The 22006-nt window shown below is 72.6% G+C and carries 16 protein-coding genes and 1 riboswitch; of the genes, 6 read left to right on the top strand and 10 right to left on the bottom strand.

What is annotated here, in order from left to right:
- The coding region (locus VGD32_RS02665) for a hypothetical protein (RefSeq protein ID WP_331030357.1) at positions 1-658 on the top strand (658 nt) is incomplete at its 5' end.
- Here the strand turns inward: VGD32_RS02665 and pyrF are convergent.
- The gene (pyrF, locus tag VGD32_RS02670; protein ID WP_331030371.1) at positions 655-1371 is read right to left on the bottom strand and encodes an orotidine-5'-phosphate decarboxylase; all 717 of its coding nucleotides are present in this window, start codon (positions 1369-1371) and stop codon (positions 655-657) included. The two genes, VGD32_RS02665 and pyrF, sit on opposite strands and share 4 nt — an antisense overlap.
- Positions 1372-1475: 104 nt before the next feature.
- Here pyrF and VGD32_RS02675 point away from each other — a divergent pair, with 104 nt between their 5' ends.
- Positions 1476-2174 carry a MarC family protein gene (locus VGD32_RS02675; protein ID WP_331030358.1) on the top strand — a complete coding sequence of 233 codons (699 nt, stop codon included), beginning with the start codon at positions 1476-1478 and terminating at the stop codon, positions 2172-2174.
- Between the two features lie 7 nt (positions 2175-2181).
- On the opposite strand, the gene VGD32_RS02680 is transcribed toward VGD32_RS02675, so the two are convergent.
- Positions 2182-2985, bottom strand: a complete 804-nt coding sequence (locus VGD32_RS02680; RefSeq protein WP_331030372.1) for an SDR family oxidoreductase — start codon at positions 2983-2985, stop codon at positions 2182-2184.
- On the bottom strand, positions 2982-3452 hold the full coding sequence (locus VGD32_RS02685) for an Rrf2 family transcriptional regulator (protein ID WP_331030359.1): 471 nt from the start codon (positions 3450-3452) through the stop codon (positions 2982-2984). Before VGD32_RS02685 ends, VGD32_RS02680 begins: the two co-directional genes overlap by 4 nt.
- Before the next feature lie 175 nt (positions 3453-3627).
- Here VGD32_RS02685 and VGD32_RS02690 point away from each other — a divergent pair, with 175 nt between their 5' ends.
- Together VGD32_RS02690 and VGD32_RS02695 are read left to right on the top strand one after the other, a co-directional pair.
- Entirely contained in the window at positions 3628-5613 is a 1986-nt protein-coding gene (locus tag VGD32_RS02690; RefSeq protein WP_331030360.1) for a potassium transporter Kup, read from the top strand.
- Positions 5614-5663: 50 nt separating this feature from the next.
- Positions 5664-7001 (top strand): RsmB/NOP family class I SAM-dependent RNA methyltransferase, encoded by a 1338-nt coding sequence (locus VGD32_RS02695; RefSeq protein ID WP_331030361.1) that lies wholly within the window; start codon positions 5664-5666, stop codon positions 6999-7001.
- A gap of 170 nt (positions 7002-7171) precedes the next feature.
- Here VGD32_RS02695 and VGD32_RS02700 read toward each other — a convergent pair whose 3' ends face one another.
- From VGD32_RS02700 to glnD, 4 genes are all read right to left on the bottom strand, one after another.
- Complete coding sequence (locus VGD32_RS02700; RefSeq protein ID WP_331030362.1) at positions 7172-7858, bottom strand: GNAT family N-acetyltransferase; 687 nt, start codon at positions 7856-7858, stop codon at positions 7172-7174.
- A 68-nt stretch (positions 7859-7926) separates the two neighbouring features.
- On the bottom strand, positions 7927-8979 hold the full coding sequence (trpS, locus tag VGD32_RS02705) for a tryptophan--tRNA ligase (protein WP_331030363.1): 1053 nt from the start codon (positions 8977-8979) through the stop codon (positions 7927-7929).
- 45 nt (positions 8980-9024) lie between these two features.
- A complete protein-coding gene (gene murJ, locus VGD32_RS02710; RefSeq protein ID WP_331030364.1) occupies positions 9025-10734 on the bottom strand; it encodes a murein biosynthesis integral membrane protein MurJ in 1710 nt (569 codons plus the stop codon).
- A gap of 9 nt (positions 10735-10743) precedes the next feature.
- Entirely contained in the window at positions 10744-13473 is a 2730-nt protein-coding gene (gene glnD / locus VGD32_RS02715; RefSeq protein ID WP_331030365.1) for a [protein-PII] uridylyltransferase, read from the bottom strand.
- A gap of 65 nt (positions 13474-13538) precedes the next feature.
- Between glnD and VGD32_RS02720 the strand changes: the two genes are divergently transcribed.
- Positions 13539-14180 (top strand): CAP domain-containing protein, encoded by a 642-nt coding sequence (locus VGD32_RS02720; RefSeq protein WP_331030366.1) that lies wholly within the window; start codon positions 13539-13541, stop codon positions 14178-14180.
- Here VGD32_RS02720 and mutS read toward each other — a convergent pair.
- A complete protein-coding gene (mutS, locus tag VGD32_RS02725) occupies positions 14170-16860 on the bottom strand; it encodes a DNA mismatch repair protein MutS (RefSeq protein WP_331030367.1) in 2691 nt (896 codons plus the stop codon). The genes VGD32_RS02720 and mutS overlap by 11 nt on opposite strands.
- Positions 16861-17229: 369 nt before the next feature.
- A riboswitch (cobalamin riboswitch) is annotated at positions 17230-17385 on the top strand.
- A gap of 156 nt (positions 17386-17541) precedes the next feature.
- Between mutS and VGD32_RS02730 the strand changes: the two genes are divergently transcribed.
- The gene (locus VGD32_RS02730) at positions 17542-19389 is read left to right on the top strand and encodes a TonB-dependent receptor plug domain-containing protein (protein WP_331030368.1); all 1848 of its coding nucleotides are present in this window, start codon (positions 17542-17544) and stop codon (positions 19387-19389) included.
- On the opposite strand, the gene VGD32_RS02735 is transcribed toward VGD32_RS02730, so the two are convergent.
- Both VGD32_RS02735 and VGD32_RS02740 read right to left on the bottom strand, forming a co-directional pair.
- Positions 19373-20278: an aldo/keto reductase gene (locus VGD32_RS02735; RefSeq protein WP_331030369.1), complete on the bottom strand. Its 906-nt coding sequence runs from the start codon at positions 20276-20278 to the stop codon at positions 19373-19375. The genes VGD32_RS02730 and VGD32_RS02735 overlap by 17 nt on opposite strands.
- Before the next feature lie 86 nt (positions 20279-20364).
- A partial coding sequence (locus VGD32_RS02740) for a RecQ family ATP-dependent DNA helicase (protein WP_331030370.1) occupies positions 20365-22006 on the bottom strand: 1642 nt, incomplete at its 5' end.

Genomic DNA, 22006 nt, shown 5'->3' on the forward strand with positions numbered 1-22006 from the left:
CAGCGCCCAGGCGTTCGCCGAAGCGTCGGCCAGCTCCCATTTCAACGCCCGCGCCTACGACGTCGGCGGCATGCGCGGACGCGGTGGCGGCGGCACGGTCTACGTCGGCGGCGGCTATGGCGGCGACATGGGCGGCTACGGCTATGTCGGGGCCCCGGTCTATTACGACATCGACCGTCGCGTGCTGGCCTGCGCCAGCGCCCCGTTCGGCTATGTGGTGACCGGCTTCGGCCGCGAGGGCCGCCGCCCGCCCTCGTGCGGCGGCCGCTATGGCCATGAGGATCACGGTTTCGACCGCGGCGGCCGCTACGGCTACAGCGAGCGCCACGACGCCTACGGGGAAAGCACCTACGAGCGCTACGAAAGCTACGAGGAGTTCGAGAGCTACGAGGCGTACGAGGAATACGGCGAATACGACTGGGGCGGGCGCCACGAGGACGCCGACTACGGCATCGGCGACTACGAGCGCGGCTATATCGACGGCCGGCGCGATTGCGACTGCCGCGAGCCGGCGCCCTATCCGCCGCCCTACCTGCCCGAGCCGCCGCGCTACGAGCCCCCGGCCCCGCCGCCGGCGCGGCCGCACCGGCCCCGGCGTCCGCGCCACGACGCCCCGCCGCGGCAGGAATACCGGCAGGAGCCCGGCGAACGGGGCTAGGCGGCGAACCCGTCGATCGACTCGACGATGGCCGAGGCGGCCGTCAGCGGATTGTCGGCCCCGATCACCGGCCGGGCCACGACCAGATGCGTCGCTCCGGCCAGCAGCGCCTCGCGCGGCGTGGCCACCCGCTGCTGGTCGCCCCGGTCCGCGCCCTCGGGCCGCACGCCCGGGGTGACGATCAGGAAGTCCGGACGCCCCGCCTCGCGCGCGATCTCCCGCACCCGCGCCGCCTCCAGCGGGCTCGACACCACCCCGTCGACGCCGCAGTCCAGGGCCTGCCGCACCCGCCGCTCGACCAGATCGGCGGCGCTGAAGCCGTAGCCCAGGTCGGTCAGGTCGGCGTCCGAGAGGCTGGTCAGCACCGTCACCGCCAGCAGTTTCACGCCGGTCCCCGCCGCGTCGCGCCCCTTGACCGCCCCGCGCATCACCTGCGGCTCGGCGTGGACCGTCAGCAGGTCGCAGCCGCCCTCGGCCACGGCGCGCGCCGCGCCTTCCACCTGGGCGCCGATGTCGTGCAGCTTCCAGTCCTGGAAAACCGTCTTGCCGCGCGCCCTGAGCTCGTGGGCGAAGGCCACGCCGCCGGGCCGCGCCAGCAGCGTCAGCCCGATCTTGTAGGCCGAGACCGTGGCCCCGATCCGGTCGACCATCTCGCGCGCCGCCTCGATGGAGGGCAGGTCGAGGCCGACGATCAGGCGGGAGTCGGTCAGCACGGGCGTCATGGCGTCGCTCCTCTGGCTCAGCTAGAACTGGACGCGCGGACGGGCGTCAGCCTTGATGGCCGTGGTCTGGGTGAATTGCAGGGCGAGGTCAGCACATGGACGCGGTCGATCTGGGCGTCAACCTGTTCGTGGCCCTGTTCGCCCTCGTCGATCCGATCGGCAACGTGCCGATCTTCGCGGCGGCGACGGCGGGGGCCAGCCTGCGCCAGCGCCTGTCGGTCTCGGCCCTGATCTGCCTGTTCATCGTCGCCTTCCTCGCCTTCTTCTTCTTCACCGGCCTGGGCCTGCTGCAGTTCTTCGGCATCTCGCTCGCGGCGTTCAGGATCGCGGGCGGCATCCTGCTGCTGCTGCTCGGGCTCGACATGACCCGCGAGGACTTCCTCAAGATGTTCGCCGACGCCGACGCCGTGGCCGACGCCAAGGACGTGCGCGGCTACGCCCGGCGCCGGTTCCAGCGGCTGGTGGTGCCCTTCGCCATGCCCCTGCTGATCGGCCCCGGGGCCATCTCGACCATCATCATCCAGGCCGGGGAGGCCGAGAAGATCGGGCCGGCCGGTCAGGCCGCGGGCCTCGTCGCCATCGGCGCGGCGGGCCTCGCCACCTTCGCCTGCTTCGCCGCCACCGGCCCGATCAGCCGCCTTCTCGGCGAGGTCGGCATGGCCATCGTCGTGCGGGTGCTGGGCCTGATCCTGTGCGCCCTCGCCATCCAGTTCATCCTGCTGGGCCTGTCGGAAGCCATCCCCGGCATGATCTCGGGCGCGGTGACCACGCCGTATCCGAGCGGCGGGCACTGACCGGGGGTCATATCCGCTTCAGCCGTTTCGCGTGGCCGCCGACCATGGCCAGGGCCAGCCGGTCCGGCAGGTGTTTGGCGAGGCCGGCCAGCAGGTTGTTCATCGCCCCGGGCGTGACTGAGGGCCGGTTCGCTTCGCAAGCCGCGTAGCCGACCCGGGCCACATGGTCGGCGGTCTGCCACATCCAGCCGGGGTAGGCGGCGGAGACCTCGGCGCGCGTGCCGTTGGCGTCATGGAACTCGGTCAGGGTGTAGCCGGGGCAGAGGGCGGTGACGTGCACCCCGGTCCCGCGCAGCTCCAGATGCAGGCCCTGCGAGGCCTTGATCAGGAACGACTTGATCGGCCCGTAGAGGGTGTCGCCGCCCGTAGCCGGCATCCGCCCGGCCAGAGAGGCGACGTTGAGGATGCGGCCGTAGCCCCGCTCGACCATGCCGGGCGCGAACAGCCGGGAGAGCTCGACCGGCGCGGTGAGCATGACGCGGATCATGGCGGCGTGGGCCTCCGGATCGGTCTTGAGAAAGCGGGCGGTGCGGCTGAAGCCGGCGTTGTTGACGAGGCCGTCCATGGTCACGCCTTTCGCCGCGATGGCGTCGTACAGGCGGCGCGGCGCGGCGGGGTCGGCGAGGTCTTCGGGAAGGACGGCGGCGGTCGCGCCCTGCCCCGCCAGTTCGTCGGCGAGGGCGCGCAGCGGGCCTTCGCGGCGGGCCGTGAGCATCAGGTCCCAGCCGTTTGCGGCGTAGACCCGGGCCAGGGCCGCACCGATGCCGGCGGAGGCCCCGGTGATCAGGACGGTGCGGCGCCGGACGGTCAGGCGGCGACCGGGCAGGACGAATGCGGCGCGAAGGGCGCCAGGGACGGCGGATCCTCGGCCAGCAGGTCGGCGATGGTGATCTTCGACAGGGCCTCGCCGGCGGCGCGGTCGGCGGCGGTCAGGGCCTTGGCCACCTGACGGGGAATGTGGGTGCTGACCGGGCAGTTCCTGGCCCCGGCCGGCGGCGAACCGAGGTGGGCGCAGCCGTTGACCGCGCGCAGCACCGTGTCGAGGCTGATGGTCTCGGGCCGGTGCAGCAGCCAGGCCCCGCCCGAGGCGCCCGGCCGCGTGGCGATCAGGCCCGCCTTGGCCAGCAGGGCCGTCACGCGCCGCACCACCACCGGATTGGTCGGGATCGAGGCGGCCAGAACCGCGCTCGGCGCGGCCTCGGCCGGCGAGTAGGCGCCCTTGTGGGCCAGATAGGCCAGGGCGTGGGCGGCGACGGGAAAGCGTTGGCTGTCGGACATGGCGTTGTCCCCAAGATAGGACGCCGGCGGCGCTTTCACAAACATCGTTCCCGGCGGCCGCCCGACTCGTGCAACCTTCGCATCCGCCGCACGATTGAACCGCCCGGTGAAAGGGCCTAAAGGCTCGCCGCTCTTTTGATGGGAACCGCGCCGTGCGGCGTCCCGGAGGCACTTCATGGTCGGGGCCACTCCCCAAGGTGAAGACGGCAGGTCCGCCGCGAATTCCCCAGCATCCCAGGACAAGTCGGTCGCTCCGGCCCACCCGCACCCCGCGGCGGCCGGCGAGGGCGGCCACGTCAAGGCCGGCAAATGGGGCCTGATCATCGGCGCCATCGGCGTCGTCTTCGGCGACATCGGCACCAGCCCGCTCTACGCCATGCGCGAGGCGCTGCACCACAGCCGCAGCGGCGGCACGGCCGAGCTGGCCATTCTCGGTGTCGTCTCGCTGGTGTTCTGGGCCCTGATCCTGGTCGTGACCCTGAAATACGTCGTCTTCCTGATGAAGGCCGACAACAAGGGCGAGGGCGGCACCCTGGCCCTGATGGCCCTGGCCCAGCGCGCCGTCGGGCGCCGCTCCGGCCTGATCTTCCTGCTCGGCGTCTGCGGCGCGGCCCTGTTCTACGGCGACGGGGTGATCACGCCCGCCGTCTCGGTGCTGTCGGCGGTCGAGGGCCTGCGCGACGCGCCGGGCCTGTCGGGGCAGCTCGACAGTTTCGTGGTGCCGATCGCGGCGGGCATCCTGATCGCCCTGTTCCTGATCCAGTCGCGCGGCACGGCCAGCGTGGCCCGCTTCTTCGGCCCGCTGACGGCCATCTGGTTCCTGATCCTGGCAGGGCTCGGCGTCTGGCACATCTTCGACGACCCCTCGATCTTCCGCGCCCTGTCGCCGCACTACGGCGTGCTGTTCCTGTTCGACAACGGCTTCCTCGGCTTCGTCATTCTCGGCAGTGTCTTCCTCGCCGTGACCGGGGCCGAGGCGCTCTACGCCGACATGGGGCATTTCGGTAAGGCCCCCATCCGCATGGGCTGGCTGTGGTTCGTCCTGCCATGCCTGACGCTCAACTACCTCGGCCAGGGGGCGCTGGTGCTCGACAACCGCGCCGCGGCCGAGAATCCGTTCTGGATGATGGTTCCCGAGGTCGCCTACTGGCCGGTGCTGGTCATGGCCACCATCGCCACCGTCATCGCCTCGCAGGCCGTCATCACCGGCGCCTTCTCGGTCACCCAGCAGGCGGTGCAGCTGGGCCTGCTGCCGCGCATCGACATCCGCAACACTTCGGAGAGCCAGGCGGGGCAGATCTTCGTGCCCTCGGTCAACATGATGCTGATGCTGGGGGTGCTGGCCCTGCTGGTCACCTTCCAGACCTCGACCAACCTGGCGGCCGCCTACGGCATCGCCGTCACCGGCTCGATGTTCGTCGACAGCCTGCTGGCCTGGTTCATCGTCCGCAAGCTGTGGAAATGGTCCCTGCCCCTGTCGCTCGCCGCCATCAGCCCGCTGATCGCGCTGGACCTGGTGTTCCTGACCTCGAACATGCTGAAAATCCCGCAGGGCGCCTGGTTCCCGCTGGTGCTCGGCGCCGCCCTGGTGCTGCTGATGTGGACCTGGGTGCGCGGCACCCAGATCATCTCGGAGAAGACGCGCAAGGACAGCCTGCCGCTGACCGACCTGATCGAGATGCTGCGCGCCCGGCCCCCGCACCGCGCCCCGGGCACGGCGATCTTCCTGACCTCGGACCCCGACATCGCCCCCGTCGCCCTGATGCACAATCTCAAGCACAACAAGGTGCTGCACGAGAAGAACGTCATCCTGACCGTGCGCACCACCGACCGGCCGCGCGTCGCCGAGGCCGACCGGGTGCGCATCGAGCCGATCTCGGACGACTTCAAGAAGCTGGTCATCTCCTACGGCTTCATGGAGCGGCCCAACGTGCCCAAGGCGCTCAACGTCTGCCGCAAGCAGCAGGGGCTGAAGTTCGACATCATGTCGACCAGCTTCTTCCTCGGCCGCCGCTCGATCATTCCCTCGGCCAGCCAGGGCATGCCGCTGTGGCAGGACCGGCTGTACATCTTCCTGATGCGCAACGCCGCCAACCCGACCGACTTCTTCCACATTCCGCCCGGACGGGTGGTCGAGCTCGGCACCCAGGTGTCGGTGTGAGCCGCGCGCCGTCAGGCGGCGGCAGCAGCTCCGCCGCGCGCGGCCGCCGCATGGCCGAGAAGTCCCGCGGGCCGCGTCCGCCGAAGGTCCAGCTGCCGCGCGACGAGGCCGCCGACATCGGCGTCGAGGCCCGGCTGGCCGCCGGTGTGCTGCTGAATGCGGCGCTGGAGGGGCGCGGAGGACTGGACGCCGCCCTGTCGTTCCGCGAGGTCGCCGACCTGCCGGGCCCCGACCGCGCCTTCGCCCGCGCCGTGGCCATGGCCGCCCTGCGCCGCCTCGGCGAGATCGACCAGATTCTCGATCGCCGCCTGCAGAAGGGCCCTCCGCTGGCGGTGCGCACCATCCTGCGCGTCGCCCTGGCCCAGACCCTGGTGCTCGAGACCCCCGCCTTCGCCGCGGTGTCGACGGCCGTGAAACTGGCCGAGCGCGATCCGAAGACCCGGCCCTACAAGAACCTCGTCAACGCCGTGCTGCGCGGCATCGAGCGGGAAGGTCCCGGCCTGACAACCGCCGAGTCCAACCTGCCCGACTGGCTGTCCGCCCGCTGGCGCGCGACCTATGGCGAACCGGCGCTGGCCGGGCTGGCCCTGGCCGCCCGCGAGGAGCCGGCCACCGACCTCAGCCTCAGGCCGGGCGCCGATCCCGCCGCCGTGGCCGAGGCCGTCGACGGCGAGGTCTTGCCGGGCGGGACGGTGCGCACCGGCCGGCGCGGCGACATCTCCGGCTGGCCCGGCTTCGAGGACGGAAGCTGGTGGGTCCAGGACGCCGCCGCCGCCATTCCGGTCCGCCTGCTGGCGCCGAAAGCGGGCGAGACGGTCGCCGACTTCTGCGCCGCCCCCGGCGGCAAGACCCTGCAGCTGGCCGCCGCCGGCGCCGCGGTGGTGGCGCTGGACCGGTCGGACAAGCGGCTGGACCGGCTGCGCGCCAATCTGACCCGCACCGGCCTGACCGCCGAGGTCGTGGTCACGCCCGCCGAGGACTGGGACGACCCGCGCACCTTCGACGCCGTCCTGCTCGACGCCCCCTGCACGGCCACCGGCACCTTCCGGCGCAATCCGGAGGTGCTGCGCGCCACCAAACCGGCCGATGTGGCCAAGCTGGCCGACGTCCAGCACCGTCTGCTCGACGCCGCCGCCGGGCGCGTCAAACCGGGCGGCCGGCTGGTCTATTGCGTCTGCTCGCTGGAGCGCGAGGAGGGCGAGACCCAGGTGATCGCCTTCCTGCGCCGCAACCCCGCCTTCCGGACCGCCCCCGCCGTCCCGGCCGACCTCGGCGCCCCGGCGGAGGCCCTGACCCCGGAAGGCTGGCTGCGCGTCCTGCCGTCGATGTGGGCGGAAAAGGGCGGGCTGGACGGGTTCTTCATCGCGCGGCTGGACCGGGTGGGGTAACCGGCCACCTTCTCCCCCTGGGGGAGAAGGTGGCCGGGAGGCCGGATGAGGGGTGAGCCGGCTCCGGACCGGCCATCGGTCCGCCTGCCTCAAACATCCCCCTCATCCGAGCGGCTGCGCCGCCCACCTTCTCCCCCGGAGGGGAGAAGGAAACACCGCCGTCTCGTGGTTTACGCCGGCCCGTCCAGCACCGTGTAGGTGATCGGCGTCCGCACCTCGAAGCCGAGCGTCTGGTACAGGGCGATGGTCGCCGTATGCGCCGCATAGGCGTGCAGGAAGGCCTGCTCCCGGCGTTCGAGAATGCGGCCGGTGACCACCCGCATCAGCGCCCCGGCGTAGCCCCGACCGCGAAAGTCGGGATGGGTGCAGACGCCGGAAACCTCGGTGAAGCCCTCCGGCTTCATCCGCTCCCCGGCCATGGCCACCAGCCGGCCGTCTTGCTTCACGCCGATGAAGTCGCCGAGCCGGTGGGTCTTCTCGAAGAACGGACCGGGCACGGTCAGGGTGGCCAGCGCCAGCATCTCGGCCGCGTCCGCCTCGCCCAGCGGCTCGAACGCCACCGCCTTGCCGCCGCCGTTCAGGGAGGACGCGACCATCTGCACGCAGGCGGCGCGGCTGCGGACCACCGCCCCCGGCGGAACGGGCATGTCGGCCGTCTCCACCAGGCCCATGCCGTTCGGCGACAGGTTGAGCCGCCCCAGCGCTTCCGTGGCTCCGGGAGAATCGTCGGCCGCCGCTGCGAACAGGCCGTAGGCCGGATCGATGCGCCACGCCCGGGCGTCGCCGAGCGCGAGCGGCGCCTGCCGTCCGGTCAGGGCGCTCCAGACGGGTCGGTCGAGAGGGTGCTTCAGGGCCATGCGACCTAACTAGGTGAAGCGCCGCCGTTCGCCAGCCCCTCCCGGGACGCCAGGTCCGGAAACCGCGTCTAGGCCCGCCAGAAGCCGACGATCTTCCTGACCTCGTCCAGCACCGGATCGGCGATGGCCGTGGCGCGGTCGGCGCCGTCCTTCAGCACGCGGTCGATCTCGGCCGGATCTGCCATCAGCCGGCGCATCTCGGCCGTGACCGGGGCCATCGAGGCCACGGCCAGCTCGGCCAGGGCCGGCTTGAAGGCGCCGAAGCCCTTGCCGCCCCACTCGCGCAGCACCTGTTCGCGGGTCTCGTCGGCGAGGGCGGCGTAGATGGTGACGAGGTTCTTCGCCTCGGGCCGGGCGTCCAGTCCCTCGACCGATTCCGGCAGCGGCTCGGGATCGGTCTTGGCCTTGCGGATCTTGGCGACGATGGAGTCGGCGTCGTCGGTCAGGTTGATGCGCGACTGGTCGGACGGGTCGGACTTGGACATCTTGGCCGCCCCGTCGCGCAGGCTCATGACGCGCGGAGCCGGCCCCTGGGTCAGGGGCTCGGGCAGGGGGAAGAAGCCGGGCACGCCGAAATCGTTGTTGAATTTGGCGGCGATGTCGCGGGTCAACTCGAGGTGCTGCTTCTGGTCCTCGCCCGTCGGCACCTCGGTGGCCTTGTACAGCAGGATGTCGGCCGCCTGCAGCACCGGATAGGTGTAGAGGCCGACCGACGAGCGCTCCTTGTGCTTGCCGGACTTCTCCTTGAACTGGGTCATCCGGTCCAGCCAGCCGAGCCGGGCGACGCAGTTGAAGATCCACGCCAGCTCGGCATGGGCCCGCACCGCCGACTGCGGGAAGATCACCGAGCGCGCCGGGTCAAGCCCCGAGGCCAGATAGGCGGCCGCGATCTCGCGCGTCTGGGCGGTCAGCAGGGCCGGGTCCTGCCACACGGTGATGGCGTGCAGGTCGGCGACGAACAGGAAGCAGGGCGCGCCCGTGTCCTGCAGCTGGGTGAACCGCTTCAGGGCCCCGAGATAGTTGCCCAAATGCAGGGCGCCGGAGGCCTGGATGCCGCTGAGGATGCGGCGCGGGCCGGCGTAGGCGGCCGGGGCGGGAGAGGAAGGCGACGCGTCTGACATGAGCGGCAAATGCCCCAGCGGGACCGCGAGGGCAACCCGCCCGCTCTAGCGCGTCCGGCGGATCAGGCCGCGGACCTCGGCGAAGGTGACCGCGCGGGTGGCGAAGGCCAGCGCCACATAGGTCAGGCCGCCGGCGCCGGTGACCAGCAGCAGGGCCGCCTCCTTGGCGCCGTGGCTGGTTCCGAGGCGGCCCAGCAGATCGGCCACGGGCGCTTCGTAGCTGGAGCGGAAGGCGGCGGCGATCCCGACCACCACCGCCAGTCCCGCCGAGGCCGCCGCGATCCGCGCCAGCCGCGAAAGAGCCGCGGCGCCCGGGCGGTACAGGCCCCTGCGCCACAGGGCGCCGCCCAGCAGCAGCACATTGGTCCAGGCCGCGGCCGAGACCGCCGCCGCGATGCCCGGTATGCCCCAGCCGGCTCCGAAGAACAGCCCGATGGCGAGGGCGGCGTTCACCGCCACCGACACGAGGGAGAAGGTCATCGGGGTGCGGGTGTCGCCGCGGGCGAAGAAGGCCGGGGCGAGGATGCGGATCAGCACGAAGGCCGGCACGCCCCAGCCGAACTGGAACAGGGCTCGCGCCGTGTTGACGGCGTCGAACTCGAGGAAGGCCCCGCGCGTGAACAGGGCGTCGATCAGGAAATAGGGCATGGCCATCAAGGCCGCCGCCGCCGGCAGGGTTAGGGCCATGGACAGGGTCAGGGCCTCGTCCATCGAAGCCTGCTGCTGCTCGTGGTTCCCGGAGGCCACGGCCCGCGACAGGCGCGGCAGCAGGGCGATGCCGATGGCCACGCCGACGAGGCCCAGCGGCAGCTGGTACAGCCGGTCCGCCGTGGCCAGCCACGTCCGCCCTCCGGCCACGAAGCTGGACAGGTTGCCCGAGATGAAGACGTTGATCTGGGTCGCCGAATTGCCGATCGCGGCGGGGATGGCGGTGATGATGATGGCCTTGACCGCCGGGCTCAGGGTCGGAAATGCGAGGCGGATGTTCGCCCCGGCCTTGCGCGCCGCCCACCAGCACAGGCCGGCCTGCGACACCCCGGCCGCCAGCACCGCCCACGAGGCGGCATAGGCGGCTCCGATCTGGTCGCCCTGGGCCGGGATGACCGCGGCGAGCATGATCAGGTTCAGCAGGATCGGATAGGCGCCCGAGACGATGAACCGGCCGCGGGCGTTCAGCACGCCCGACAGCAGGGCGGCGATGGCCATGCACGGCAGATAGGGCATGGTGATCTGGGTCAGGATCACGGCCAGCTTGAAGCGCGCCGGGTCGTCGAGGAAGCCGACGTTGATGACGGTCATCAGCCACGGCATCGTCAGCTGGGCGATCACCGTCAGGACGACCGTGGCGAAAGCCACGGCGGCGAGGGCGTCGGTGGCGACCTTGTCCGCGACCGCCTCGCCCTCGACCTGCAGCGTCCGCGCATAGGCCGGCACGAAGGCGGCGGCGAAGGCCCCCTCGGCGAAGATGCGGCGGAACAGGTTCGGGAAATTCAGGGCGGTGTTGTAGGCGTCCGCCGCAGGGCCGGCCGAGGCGCCGAGCGCGGCGGAGATGACCACGTCGCGGGCGAAGCCGGCGAGGCGGCTGACCAGGGTCAGGCCGCTGAAGATCGCCGACGACCGCATCATGCCGCCGCCCTTGCGCGCCGTCGTCGCCGACGCCGGCGGCTGGACCAGGGGCTCGGAGGTCCCCGAGGCCGACGGCACGGCCGGCGCGGGCTCCATGGGTTCCGGGGCGGGCGGGGTCTTGTCGGCCATGAAAGCGCCTTAGCCTGCTTCCGGCGCGCGCGATACCGGCCGCCGGGCGGGCCGCAGCCGCCCGAGTTCGGAGACGTCGCGCAGGCTGGCCCGCACGGGCGCCGAACGCCGGCCCTCGGTCCGCTCCTTGCGGTCCAGAACGGCCTCCAGCCCGGCCCGCAGCTGCTCCAGCGCCGGGCCCGCCTTCGGCTTCCGGCCCCGCGCGTCGGTGACGTAGAAGCTGTCCACGGCCCGCTCGCCGAAGCCGGCGATATGGGCCGAGCGGATCGACAGGCCGGCGCCGGCGAACACCCGCGCCAGATCGGCGAGCAGACCGGGTCGGTCGGCTCCGGACACCTCGACCACGGCGGCGGTCGGGCTCTGCTCCAGGTCGATGATCGTCGTCGGCCGCACGTCGAAGGCGGCGCGCCGCGGATTGAACGGCGCGGGCGCCGCGCGGACCCGCCCCGCCTGGCCGCGCGCCGCCGCCTCCAGGGCCTTGAGCAGGCGTTCCAGCCGCCGCGGCTCGGCCTGTCCGTAGGGAGCGCCGGCGCCGTCCTGCAGTTCGAACACGTCGAGCGCCGCGCCGTCCTCCGCCGTCGCCACCCGCGCCCCGACCACGTCGGCCCCCGCGGCCGCGAGGGCCTCGGCGAGGTCGGCGAACAGGCCCGGCCGGTCGCCCGCCGCCACCGCCACCCGCGTCGCCGAGGCGTCGCCCCCGTCAGCGGCGGCCGCGTCGAGGACCCCGGCGGCGACCCCTTCGGCCCGGGCCCGGGCGATCAGCGCCGGATAGTCCTCCAGCGGATCGGCGCGCGCGATGTCCTCGCCCCGGAAGGCCGCCTCGGTGCGCTGGTAGAGGTCGCGGATCAGCTGCCCCTTCCAGCCGTTCCACACGCCCGGGCCGACGGCGCGGATGTCGGCCACGGTCAGGATCAGCAGGGTGCGCAGCCGCTCGGGGTCGCCGACCAGCTCGGTGAAGGCGCGCACCGTCTCCGGGTCCGAGACGTCGCGCTTCTGGGCGTAATCGCTGAGCGCCAGGTGATTGCGCACCAGCCAGACGACGAACTCGGTGCGGCGCGGGTCGAGCCCGAGCCGGTCGCAAGCGCGGCGCGCGGCGATGGCCCCGTCCTCCAGCTGGCCGCGATCGCCGCCCTTGCCGACGTCGTGCAACAGCATGGCCAGCATCAGGGCCTCGAAATCGTCGATGCGGTGGACGATCTCGCTCGCGACCGGATGCTCGGCCTTCAGCTTGCCGCGCCAGATGTCGTTGATGATGCCGATGGCCTGAAGCGTGTGCTCGTCGACCGTATAGGCGTGATACATGTTGAACTGGGTCTGGCCGACGATCCGCCCCCATTCCGGCAGGAACCGCCCCAGCAGACCGGTCTCGTTCATCAGCGTCAGCACCCGGTAGGGCCGCTGTCCCTGGGCGAGGATGTCGAGGAAGGCCCGGGCCGCCTCCGGGTCGCGGCGCAGCGACGGCGTGACCAGCGACAGCGACCGGCTGACCGCCGAGAAGGCGTCGGGGTGCAGGTCCAGATCGTGGGCGTCGGCGCAGCGGAACAGCGTCAGCAGCTTCTCCGGCGCCGCGGCGAAGACCTCGGGCCCGGTCACCGACAGCCGGCCGGCGTCCTCGACGAAGCCTTCCACGCCGAGGTTCTTGCGCCGCCCCGGGATCAGCCGCGACAGACTCAGGGTCGGCTTCTGCTGGCGCGCCTCCAGCTTGGCCGACAGGGCGCGGGTCAGGCCGCCGACGTCGCGGGCGACGAGGAAGTAGCGGCGCATGAAACGCTCGACCGCCGGCTCGTCGCCGCGCCCGCGCCAGCCCATGCGCCGGGCCACCTCGGGCTGCAGGTCGAAGGTCAGTTTCTCCTCGGCCCGCCCGGCCACGAGATGCAGGTGGGCGCGGGTCCGCCACAGGAAGTCGAAGGCCTCCTCGAAGCTGCGGCGCTCGCGCGGCGTCAGCAGGTCGTCCATGACCCGCGCGCCCAGCGGACTCTCGGGCGCCAGCGAGCGGGCGATCCAGAACAAGGTGTTCAGGTCGCGCAGTCCGCCCTTGCCGTCCTTGACGTTGGGCTCGACGCGGTAGCGCACGGCGCCGGCCTTCTGGTGCCGGGCGTCACGTTCCTCCAGCTTGGCGGCGATGAAGGGTCGGGGATCCGCCTTGACCACCATGGCGCGGAAGCGGGCGATGAAGTCGTCGGCCAGCCGTTCGTCGCCGGCGAGAGGCCGCGCCTCCAGCAGGGCGGTGCGCACGGTCATGTCGGACTTCGCCAGCGCCAGGCATTCGTCGACCGAGCGCGCCGACTGCCCGACCTTCACGCCGAGGTCCCACAGCACGTAGAGCATGAATTCGATGACCTGCTCGGTGCGCGGGATCGGCTTCCACGGCCGCAGGAACAGCAGGTCGAGATCGGAGAACGGGGCCAGCACGCCGCGGCCGTAACCGCCGACCGCGATCAGGCTGAGGCGCTCCGCCTCGGTCGGATTGGGCGCGGGGTACAGGGTCCCGGTCGCGAACCGCCACAGGGACGTCAGCATCTCGTCGGCGGCGGCGGCGTACAGCCGGGCCACCTCGACGCCGCCCAGCCCGTACTCCAGCCGCTGGGCCGCCCGCGCCCGGGCCGCGTCCCACGACTGCCGCAGCAGGGCGGTGGCGGCGGCGCGCGGATCGGCCGCCGCGGCGGCGTCGGCCCAGACGTCGCTGTCGGGCCCGCGCACATCTGCGGTGTCGGCCGGGCGGCGGCTGCGGGGGCTCATCGCGCCGGTATAGACCGTGACGCCGGCCTGCGCGACAGTGGCGCGAAGGCTGCGGAGGGGACGGCATGATCGGGATACGGGGACTGCTGGCCGCCGCCCTGCTCGCCGGCTGCGCCCCGGTGGCCGTTTCGCCGGCGCCGCCCGAGAGAGGACCGGTCGCGGCGGCGGCCCGCGCCGACATCGTCGCCGAACTGAACGCGGCCCGCACCGACCCCGCCGGCTACGCCCGCAAGGTCCGGGCCTTCCGCGCCCTGTTCCGGGGCGATCGCATCGAACGGCCCGGCGAGACCGCCGTGGTCACCCGGGAGGGCGTGGCCGCCGTCGAGGAGGCGATCGCCTTTCTCGAACGGCAGACGCCGCTTCCGGCCCTGCGCGGCCAAGCCGGGCTAGACCGGGCGGCGGGCGACCATGCCGCGGATCAGGCCCGCAGCGGGGCGGTGGCCCACGCCGGCGGCGACGGCTCCAGCCCGGGAGAGCGGATGCGCCGTTACGGCCGCTGGTCGGCCACCGGAGAGGCCATCGCCTATGGGCCGCACCGGGCCGAGGACGTCATCCTGCAGCTGATCGTCGACGACGGCGTGCCGGACCGGGGCCACCGCCGGATCCTGTTCAATCCAGTCTATGAGCAGATCGGCGCCGCCTGCGCGCCGCATCCGGTCTGGCGCGAGGTCTGCGTCCTCGACTTCGCCCGCCCGGTCAGGCCTTGATGGCCTTCAGGCGGTAGAGCGCCTCAAGCGCCTCGCGCGGCGACAGTTCGTCCGGCTCGATGGCGGACAGGGCGTCCTTCAGGGCCGAGGACGGCGGCGGGGCCGGCGGCTCGGCGGCCGCGAACAGCGGCAGGTCGTCGAGACTGACCGCGGCCGACTTTTCGCCCTCGAGCCGGTCCAGCACCTCGCGGGCGCGGCTGACCACAGCCGCCGGAACGCCCGCCAGCTTCGCCACCTGCACGCCGTAGGACCGGTCGGCGGCGCCCGGCGCGGCCTCGTGCAGGAACACCAGATCTCCGTTCCACTCCTTCGCCTTCATCGACAGGTTGCAAACGTGGGCCAGCCGCGTCTCCAGTCCGGCCAGCTCGTGATAGTGGGTGGCGAACAGCGTCCGGGCGCGGTTGCGGTCGTGCAGCGCCTCGGCGACCGCCCATGCGATGGCCAGGCCGTCGTAGGTCGCCGTGCCGCGGCCGATCTCGTCCAGCACCACGAAGCTGCGATCCGTCGCCTGGGTCAGGATGGCGGCGGTTTCGACCATCTCCATCATGAAGGTCGAGCGCCCCCGGGCCAGGTCGTCGCCCGCGCCGACCCGGCTGAACAGGCGGTCGACCACCCCAAGCCGCATGGCCCTGGCCGGCACGAAGGCGCCCGCCTGGGCCAGCACCACCAGCAGGGCGTTCTGGCGCAGGAAGGTCGACTTGCCGGCCATGTTCGGGCCGGTGACGATCGACAGCCGGGCGCAGCCGGCGCCCGAGCCGTCCAGCCGGCAGTCGTTGGGGGTGTAGGGATCGCCGGCCGACTTGACCGCCGCCTCGACCACCGGGTGACGCCCGGCCGTGACCTCGAAACAGGCGGTGTCGTCGACCGTTGGCCGCACCGCCCCGACCTCCTCGGCCCACTCGGCCAGGGCGGCGTGGGCGTCCAGTTCGGCCAGGGCCTCGGCCACGGCCTGCAGGGGCTGGGCCAGCGACTGGACGGTGCGGCGCCAGACCTCGAAGGTCTCGCCTTCGATGGCCAGCGCCCGGTGACCGGCCTGGCTGATCTTCGCGTCCAGCTCGGACAGTTCGACAGTGGTGAACCGGACCTGATTGGCGAGGGTCTGGCGATGGATGAAGGGACTGTCGCCGGTGGGTCGAAGCAGCGGCTCGGCGGCCCTGGCCGAGGTTTCGAGGAAATAGCCGAGCACCGCGTTGTGGCGAATCTTGAACGGCACGCCCGAAGCAGCGACGGCCCGCGCCTCCAGCTCGGCCACGACCCGGCGGCTGTCGTCGCGCAGCGCCCGCGCCTCGTCCAGCTCGGGCCGGAAGCCGGCGTTAACGAAGCCGCCGTCGCGGGCCAGGTGCGGCGGCTCGGCGACCAGCCCCTCGGCCAGATCGACCAGCAACCGTCCGGAGTCCGGCGACAGCGCCAGCCGCTCAAGACAGGCGGAGAGGCGCGCCGGCGGACCGGTCAGGGGATCGCGCTCCGGCGGAAACAGGCCGGCGACGCCCTCGGCCACCGACAGGCCGGCGCGGATCGCCGCCAGGTCGCGCGGGCCGCCGCGTCCCAGCGCCAGCCGCGACACCGCCCGGGCCACGTCCGGCGCCGCCCGCAGCCCGTCGCGCAGGTCGCGGCGCAGATCCCGGCGGTCCAGCAGCCACTCGACCGCGTCGAGGCCGTGATTGATGGCGACCGGATCGCGCAGCGGACGGGCGATCCGTTCCGCCAACGCCCGTGCGCCGCCCGCGGTGACCGTGCGGTCCAGGCAGGCCAGCAGCGACCCGTCGCGCTCGCCGCGCTGGGTGCGGTCGATCTCGAGGCTCAGGCGGGTCGCCGGGTCGATGGCGAGAAAGCCCGTGTCGCCCGACCGACGCGGCGGCGACAGGGCCGGAATCTTCCCCGCCTGGGTCGTCTCCAGATAGGCGGCGATCAGTCCCAGGGCCGAGACTTCGGCCTCCTCGAAGGCGCCGTAACCGTCCAGGGAGGCGACGCCGTACAGACGCTCCACCCGCACCCGCGCCCCGACCGGCTCGGCCAGCGCCTGCGGCAGGGCCTGGACCACGCCGCCCGAGCCGTCGAGCGCCGCCTTCGCCGCCGCGTCGGAGAACAGCCGGTCGGGGACCAGCACTTCCGACGGCCGGAATGAGGCGAGGGTGGCGGCGAGGTCGTCCAGCGAACAGGCGACGACGTCGACCGACCCGGCCGACAGTTCGACCACGGCCACGGCCGCCCGGCCCTTGCGGACGGCTGTCGCCGCCAGACGGTTGGCCCCGCGCGCATCCAGCAGGGAGTCCTCGGTCAGCGTCCCGGGGGTCACCACGCGGACGATGTCACGGCGCACCACCGCCTTGGAGCCGCGCTTCCTCGCCTCCGACGGGGCCTCCAGCTGCTCGCAGATCGCCGCCTTGAAGCCCTGCCGGATCAGCCGCGCCAGATAGCCGTCCAGCGCATGCACCGGCACCCCGGCCATCGGGATGTCCTCGCCCTGATGCTTGCCCCGTTTGGTCAGGGTGATGCCCAGGGCCGCCGCGGCGATCTCGGCGTCCTTGAAGAAGAGCTCGTAGAAGTCGCCCATGCGGAAGAACAGGATCGCGTCCGGCGCCTGGGCCTTGGCCGCCAGAAATTGGGCCATGACCGGCGTCACCCCTTCGGGAGACGGGACGGCTTCGGCTTTCGGCGGATGGGCGAGGGGAGCGTTCATATGAGCGCCGCAAGGTGAAGGATTGCGGGCGCCCCCTCAAGCGTTCCCTTGCGGGATCGTGCGCACGAGGCCGACCGCTGGTGAGGCGGCGTCACAGGCGCCGGCGATCGGCAGCGCTGGTTCGTCACAAAGGACACAAAGGAAAGCACGAAGGACACGACGGGGGCCGAGCCTCGTCCCGCGCAGAGCGCCTTCAATTCGACGAGGGCCGAAACGCCTGCGGCGCCGCCCGCCCGGTCGCGTCGTGTCCTTCGTGACTTCATCTTCTTCGTGTTCTTTGTGACGAACCGGCCAGCCGTTCAGCCCCGCCGTCCTGCACAACCGCTTGTCTGAACAGGGCGGGGCTGCGACAAGCGGGGCAGGCGGTTAAGGGAACGCGGTCCAACACCGCGGCTGTGCCCGCAACTGTAGGCGGCGAGACGAAAGATCAGTCCGGGGCTTCGGCTCCGGCGTCACTGGCCCCGTCCTTCGGGAACGGCCGGGAAGGCGCGATCCTCCGTCTTTGACCCGCAAGCCAGGAGACCTGGCCGCCGACGTCGCTCGTCCGCTGCCCGGGACCAGGCAGAGGCGCGGTGATCCGTCGAGGCGACCCGACACTTGCGCCGTTCCTTCCGGAACGGGTCGGTCGCCATCCTCACGTCGCCGCGATGCGCTCGCGCGGGGACGACGGAGATATCGCCCATGCGAAACCAACCCGCGCGATCCCTGCTTCTCGCCACGGCCGCGGCCGTTTGCCTCCCTGTCCCAGTCCAGGCCCGGACGCCGGACGATCCAGACCTGCTGCCGGAGGTGGTGGTCACCGCCACCCGCCTGCCGGCCATCGTCGCCGACACCCCCGGCGCCCGGGTCATCGACCGCCGGACCATCGACCAGCGCGGCGCCGTCTTCGCCGCCGACATACTGACCGACGTGCCCGGCCTGTCCGTGGTCCGCTCCGGCGCCTTCGGCGGCGTGGCCCAGGTGCGGATGCGCGGGGCGTCGCCGGGCAAGACGCTGGTGCTGATCGACGGCGTCCCGGTCAACGACCCGGCCGAGGTCAACGGCGCCTTCGATTTCTCGGGCCTCGAACTGTCTGACGTCGAGCGGATCGAGGTGCTGTCGGGGCCCCAGTCCTCGCTGTGGGGTTCGGACGCCATAGGCGGGGTGATCGCCTTCACCACCCGCGAGCCCGACGGCCTGGCCTTCGAGGCCGAGGCCGGTTCGTTCGACACCGTCCGGGGCCGCCTCGCCGCCGGCGTCTCGACCGACCGCTACGGCTTCGGCGCCTGGGTCTCGCATTTCGACACAGACGGAATCTCGGCCGCCGACGCGGCCGACGGCAATCCGGAGGCGGACGGCTTCAGCTCGACCACCGCCGGCGCCCGGGGCCGCTACGCCTTCAGCGGCGCCGTCTCCGTCGACGGTGCGGTCCGCTGGACCGACAGCCGCGCCGACCTCGACGGCTATCCGGCTCCGGCCTTCGTCCTCGCCGACACCGCGGACACCCAGGCCAGCGAGCAGTGGTCCGGCTTCGGCCGCCTGCGCCTCGAGGCCTTCGGCCTGTCGCACCATTTCAGCGTCTCGGCCTCGGACATCGCCCGGGAGACGGTCTCGGCCTTCCCCTCGGCCTTCGAGGCGGACCGCCAGGCGTACCGCTGGCAGGCGGACGGCGAGGCGGCCGGGATCGCCTTCGCGCTCGGCGCGGAGCGGGAGGAGACCGAAGGCAGCCTCTCGACCGGCCTCACCGAAGACCTCGGCACGACCTCGGCCTTCGCCACCGCCCGGATCGCGCCGACGGACCGGCTGAGCCTGTCCGGAGCCCTGCGCTTCGACGACACGGACGACTTCGGCTCGAAGGCCACCGGCCGGGTTTCGGCGGCGTTCGACGCCGGCGCCGGGGTGACCCTGTCGGCGGCGTACGGGACCGGCTTCAAGGCGCCGTCGATCAGCCAGGCCGTGTGCGACTTCTGCTTCTCGTCCCGACCCTTCCCGGTGCTGCGGCCGGAAACCGCGGCGGGCGCCGAGGTCGCCATCGGCTGGGCCTCGGCCGACGGGCGCCTCGAGGGCCGGGTCACCGGCTACCGGCTCGAGGTCGAGGACCAGATCACCTACGTCTTCGATCCCGCCAGCTTCGACAGCGTCTATGTCAACGTCGCCGAGACGGCGACCGACGGGGTCGAGCTGGAGGGGCGGGCCCGGCTCGGCGGCGGCTTCGATCTCAGCCTCGCCTGGGCCTGGACCGACGCGCGGGACGGGATCACCGGGGCCCGTCTGCTGCGCGTGCCGGAACGAACGGGCTCGGCGACGCTCGGCTGGACGGGCGACCGGCTCTCCGCGGCCCTGACCGTGCGCGGGGAGAGCGACCAGGACGACGCCGGCGGCGTGCGCGAGGCCTTCGTGACCGCCAACCTCAACGGCTCCTACGCCCTGACCGGTCGGGTCTCCCTCACCGCCCGGATCGAGAACCTGGCGGACGAACGCTATCAGCAGGTGTTCGGCTACGGCGAGCCGGGCCGCTCGGCCTATGCGGGGCTCAGGCTGCGCTACTGACGCGGCGGAAGCCGGCGGCGGCCGCCGTCGCCGGCTCCAGCTGCAGGGCGGCCCAGTCCAGCGCCGGGGTCTGGGCGTTGGCGGCCGCCACGACGGCCCGCAGCTCGGCCGCCGAGGCGACGCTGGCGATCACCGCCGTCACTTCGGGCAGGCCCATGACATAGGCCAGGGTGGCCTGCATCGGATCGATCCTCGCCTCGGCGAGACGCCGGCGGATGCGCGACAGGGCGTGGGCGTGGCCGGCCATTTCGGGCGGCAGCGGCTCGCCGCTGATGAACAGCAGGCCGTCGGCGAACACCGAGGTGGCGTGGACGGCCACATCCAGCGCCGCCAGTTCGGACAGGACGCCGGTATGCTGGACGCGCTGGTCGAGCAGGTTCAGCGGCAGTTCGACGACGTCGGGCTGGAACCGGCGCGCCAGCAGGGCGGGACCGTCCTCGAGGGCGGCGCGGAAGCCGATGTGGCGATAGAGGCCGCGCTCCTTCAGCGATTCGAGCCGGTCCCACAGCGCGCGGCCCTCCGCCCCGGCCAGATCGCCGGCGCAGGAGACCAGAAGGGTGTCGCCGCGGGGCAGGCCCAGCCGTTCCAGCGAGCGGCGCGCCCGCGCCTCGACCCGGTCGACGCCCTCGGTGATCGGCACGGTTCGCACGGTGACGCGGAAGGGCGAGGGAAACGGCCAGGCCTGACCGAGTTTGCGCTCGCCGTCGCCGTCCGGCCTGGTCGCCACGAGGGTCACGCCGGCGTCGGCGGCGGTCTGCAGCAGGAAGCGCAGGGCCTCCTCGCGCGCGCCCGCGGGCAGGGGGGCGTAGGAATTCACCGCCCGCACAGGCTCATGGACGACCGCCACGGCCAGTTTGTCGAGCGGAGAAGGGGCGCGATGGGGGATCACCGGCGGACTGTGACCGCGAAAGTTTAAGGCCCCCCTTCCGAGACCTTGCGGGAATCTTACCAGCGGAACGCCGTTCGCGGCCGCGCTCAGGCCGCCTGCCGGCCCAGGGCGGCCAGTACGCCCTCGCCATACCGGTCCAATTTGGTCTGACCGACGCCGGGAATATGCGACAGCCGCTCGAGGTCGCCCGGCTCGGCCATGGCGATTTCCAGCAGCGTCCGGTCCTGGAAGATCACATAGGGCGGCACCCGCTGCTCGGCCGCGCGGTCCCGCCGCCACGCCCGCAGGGTCTCGAAACGGGCGCGCACGTCGGCGTCCATCGATTCGAGGGCGGCGTTGCGGCCGGTGCGGACCCGGTCGCGCGAAGCCGTCGCCCGCGCCGGCGCGAGACGCACCTCGATGACGCGCTCGCCGCGGTAGACCGCGCGCACCGCCTCCGGTTCGCCCAGTCTGACCAGCGGCTTGCCCTCGTTGGGATCCTCGACCAGCAGGCCCTCGAACATCAGATGGTCGAGCACGTCGCGCCAGGTGTGCAGGGCCGTGTCGGCCCCGATGGCCCAGGTGGACAGCGCCGTCTCCCACGGCTGTACGTCCTTCGTCTTGCCGAGCAGATGGTCGATCACCCGGCCGCGGCCGAACCGCTCGCCCAGCCGCTGCACCGCCGCCAGCGCCTTCTGGGCCTGGACGGTGGCGTCGAACAGGGCCGGCGGATCTTGGCAGATGTCGCAGACGCCGCAGGGGCGGGCGTCGGTCTCGCCGAAATAGCGCCGCACCGCCTGCGGCCGGCACACGGCGCCGTCCAGCATGGCGAACAGCTGGCGCGCCTTGCGCACCTGCACCGCCTTGACCTCCTCGGCCATCGGCCGGCCTTCCAGCCGCCGCAGCGTCCAGGCGATGTCGGACGGCCCGTACAGGGTGACGCCCTCGGCGGGCTCGCCGTCGCGCCCGGCCCGGCCGATCTCCTGCCAGTAGGCTTCGAGCGAACCCGGCGGGTCGGCGTGGATGACGAAGCGCACGTCGGCCTTGTCGACCCCCATGCCGAAGGCGATGGTCGCCACCATCACCGCCCCGTCCTCGGCCAGGAAGCGCTCCAGCCGCCGGTCGCGGTCGCGCGCCTCCATGCCCGCGTGGTAGGCGATGGCGTTGGTCCCGGCCTCGCGCAGGGCCTGGGCCACCCGCTCGCAGCCGTCGCGCGAGCCGCAATAGACCACGCCGGACTTGCCGCGTCGTCGCCTGACCAGATCGATGACCGCGGCGTCGGTGCGGGCGCGCGAGCCGTTCTCCTTGCGCACCGCCGAGAGCTGCAGGTTCGGACGAGCGAAGCTGTCGACCACCACCCGCGCCTCGCCGAGCCGAAGCGAGCGGACGATGTCCTCGCGGGTGCGGGCGTCGGCGGTGGCGGTGACGGCGATCCGCGGCACGCCGGGAAACAGCTCCGCCAGCCGGCCGAGCGTCCGGTAGTCGGGCCGGAAGTCATGTCCCCATTGCGAGACGCAGTGCGCCTCGTCGATGGCGATCAGCGACAGCGGCAGGTCGTGCAGCCGGTCGATCAGGTGCGGCTGGGCCAGTCCCTCGGGCGAGACATAGAGCAGATCCAGTTCGCCGGCCCGCGCCGCCCGCCAGATCTCCGACCGGTCGTCCAGCGAGACGCCGGAATCCAGCCGGGCCGCCGCCACCCCCTGCTGTCTCAGGGCCTCGACCTGGTCGGTCATCAGGGCGATCAGCGGC

This window comes from Brevundimonas sp., assembly GCF_036402095.1.
In the GTDB taxonomy this organism is placed as follows: Bacteria; Pseudomonadota; Alphaproteobacteria; order Caulobacterales; family Caulobacteraceae; genus Brevundimonas.

Bases quoted from the DNA above. Each gene is read 5' to 3' on its own strand.
- mutS (WP_331030367.1), bottom strand. From the start codon at position 16,860: ATGAACGCTCCCCTCGCCCATCCGCCGAAAGCCGAAGCCGTCCCGTCT.
- VGD32_RS02695 (WP_331030361.1), top strand. From the start codon at position 5,664: ATGGCCGAGAAGTCCCGCGGGCCGCGTCCGCCGAAGGTCCAGCTGCCG.
- glnD (WP_331030365.1), bottom strand. From the start codon at position 13,473: ATGAGCCCCCGCAGCCGCCGCCCGGCCGACACCGCAGATGTGCGCGGG.
- VGD32_RS02700 (WP_331030362.1), bottom strand. From the start codon at position 7,858: ATGGCCCTGAAGCACCCTCTCGACCGACCCGTCTGGAGCGCCCTGACC.
- VGD32_RS02675 (WP_331030358.1), top strand. From the start codon at position 1,476: ATGGACGCGGTCGATCTGGGCGTCAACCTGTTCGTGGCCCTGTTCGCC.
- trpS (WP_331030363.1), bottom strand. From the start codon at position 8,979: ATGTCAGACGCGTCGCCTTCCTCTCCCGCCCCGGCCGCCTACGCCGGC.
- VGD32_RS02720 (WP_331030366.1), top strand. From the start codon at position 13,539: ATGATCGGGATACGGGGACTGCTGGCCGCCGCCCTGCTCGCCGGCTGC.
- VGD32_RS02690 (WP_331030360.1), top strand. From the start codon at position 3,628: ATGGTCGGGGCCACTCCCCAAGGTGAAGACGGCAGGTCCGCCGCGAAT.
- murJ (WP_331030364.1), bottom strand. From the start codon at position 10,734: ATGGCCGACAAGACCCCGCCCGCCCCGGAACCCATGGAGCCCGCGCCG.
- VGD32_RS02685 (WP_331030359.1), bottom strand. From the start codon at position 3,452: ATGTCCGACAGCCAACGCTTTCCCGTCGCCGCCCACGCCCTGGCCTAT.
- VGD32_RS02730 (WP_331030368.1), top strand. From the start codon at position 17,542: ATGCGAAACCAACCCGCGCGATCCCTGCTTCTCGCCACGGCCGCGGCC.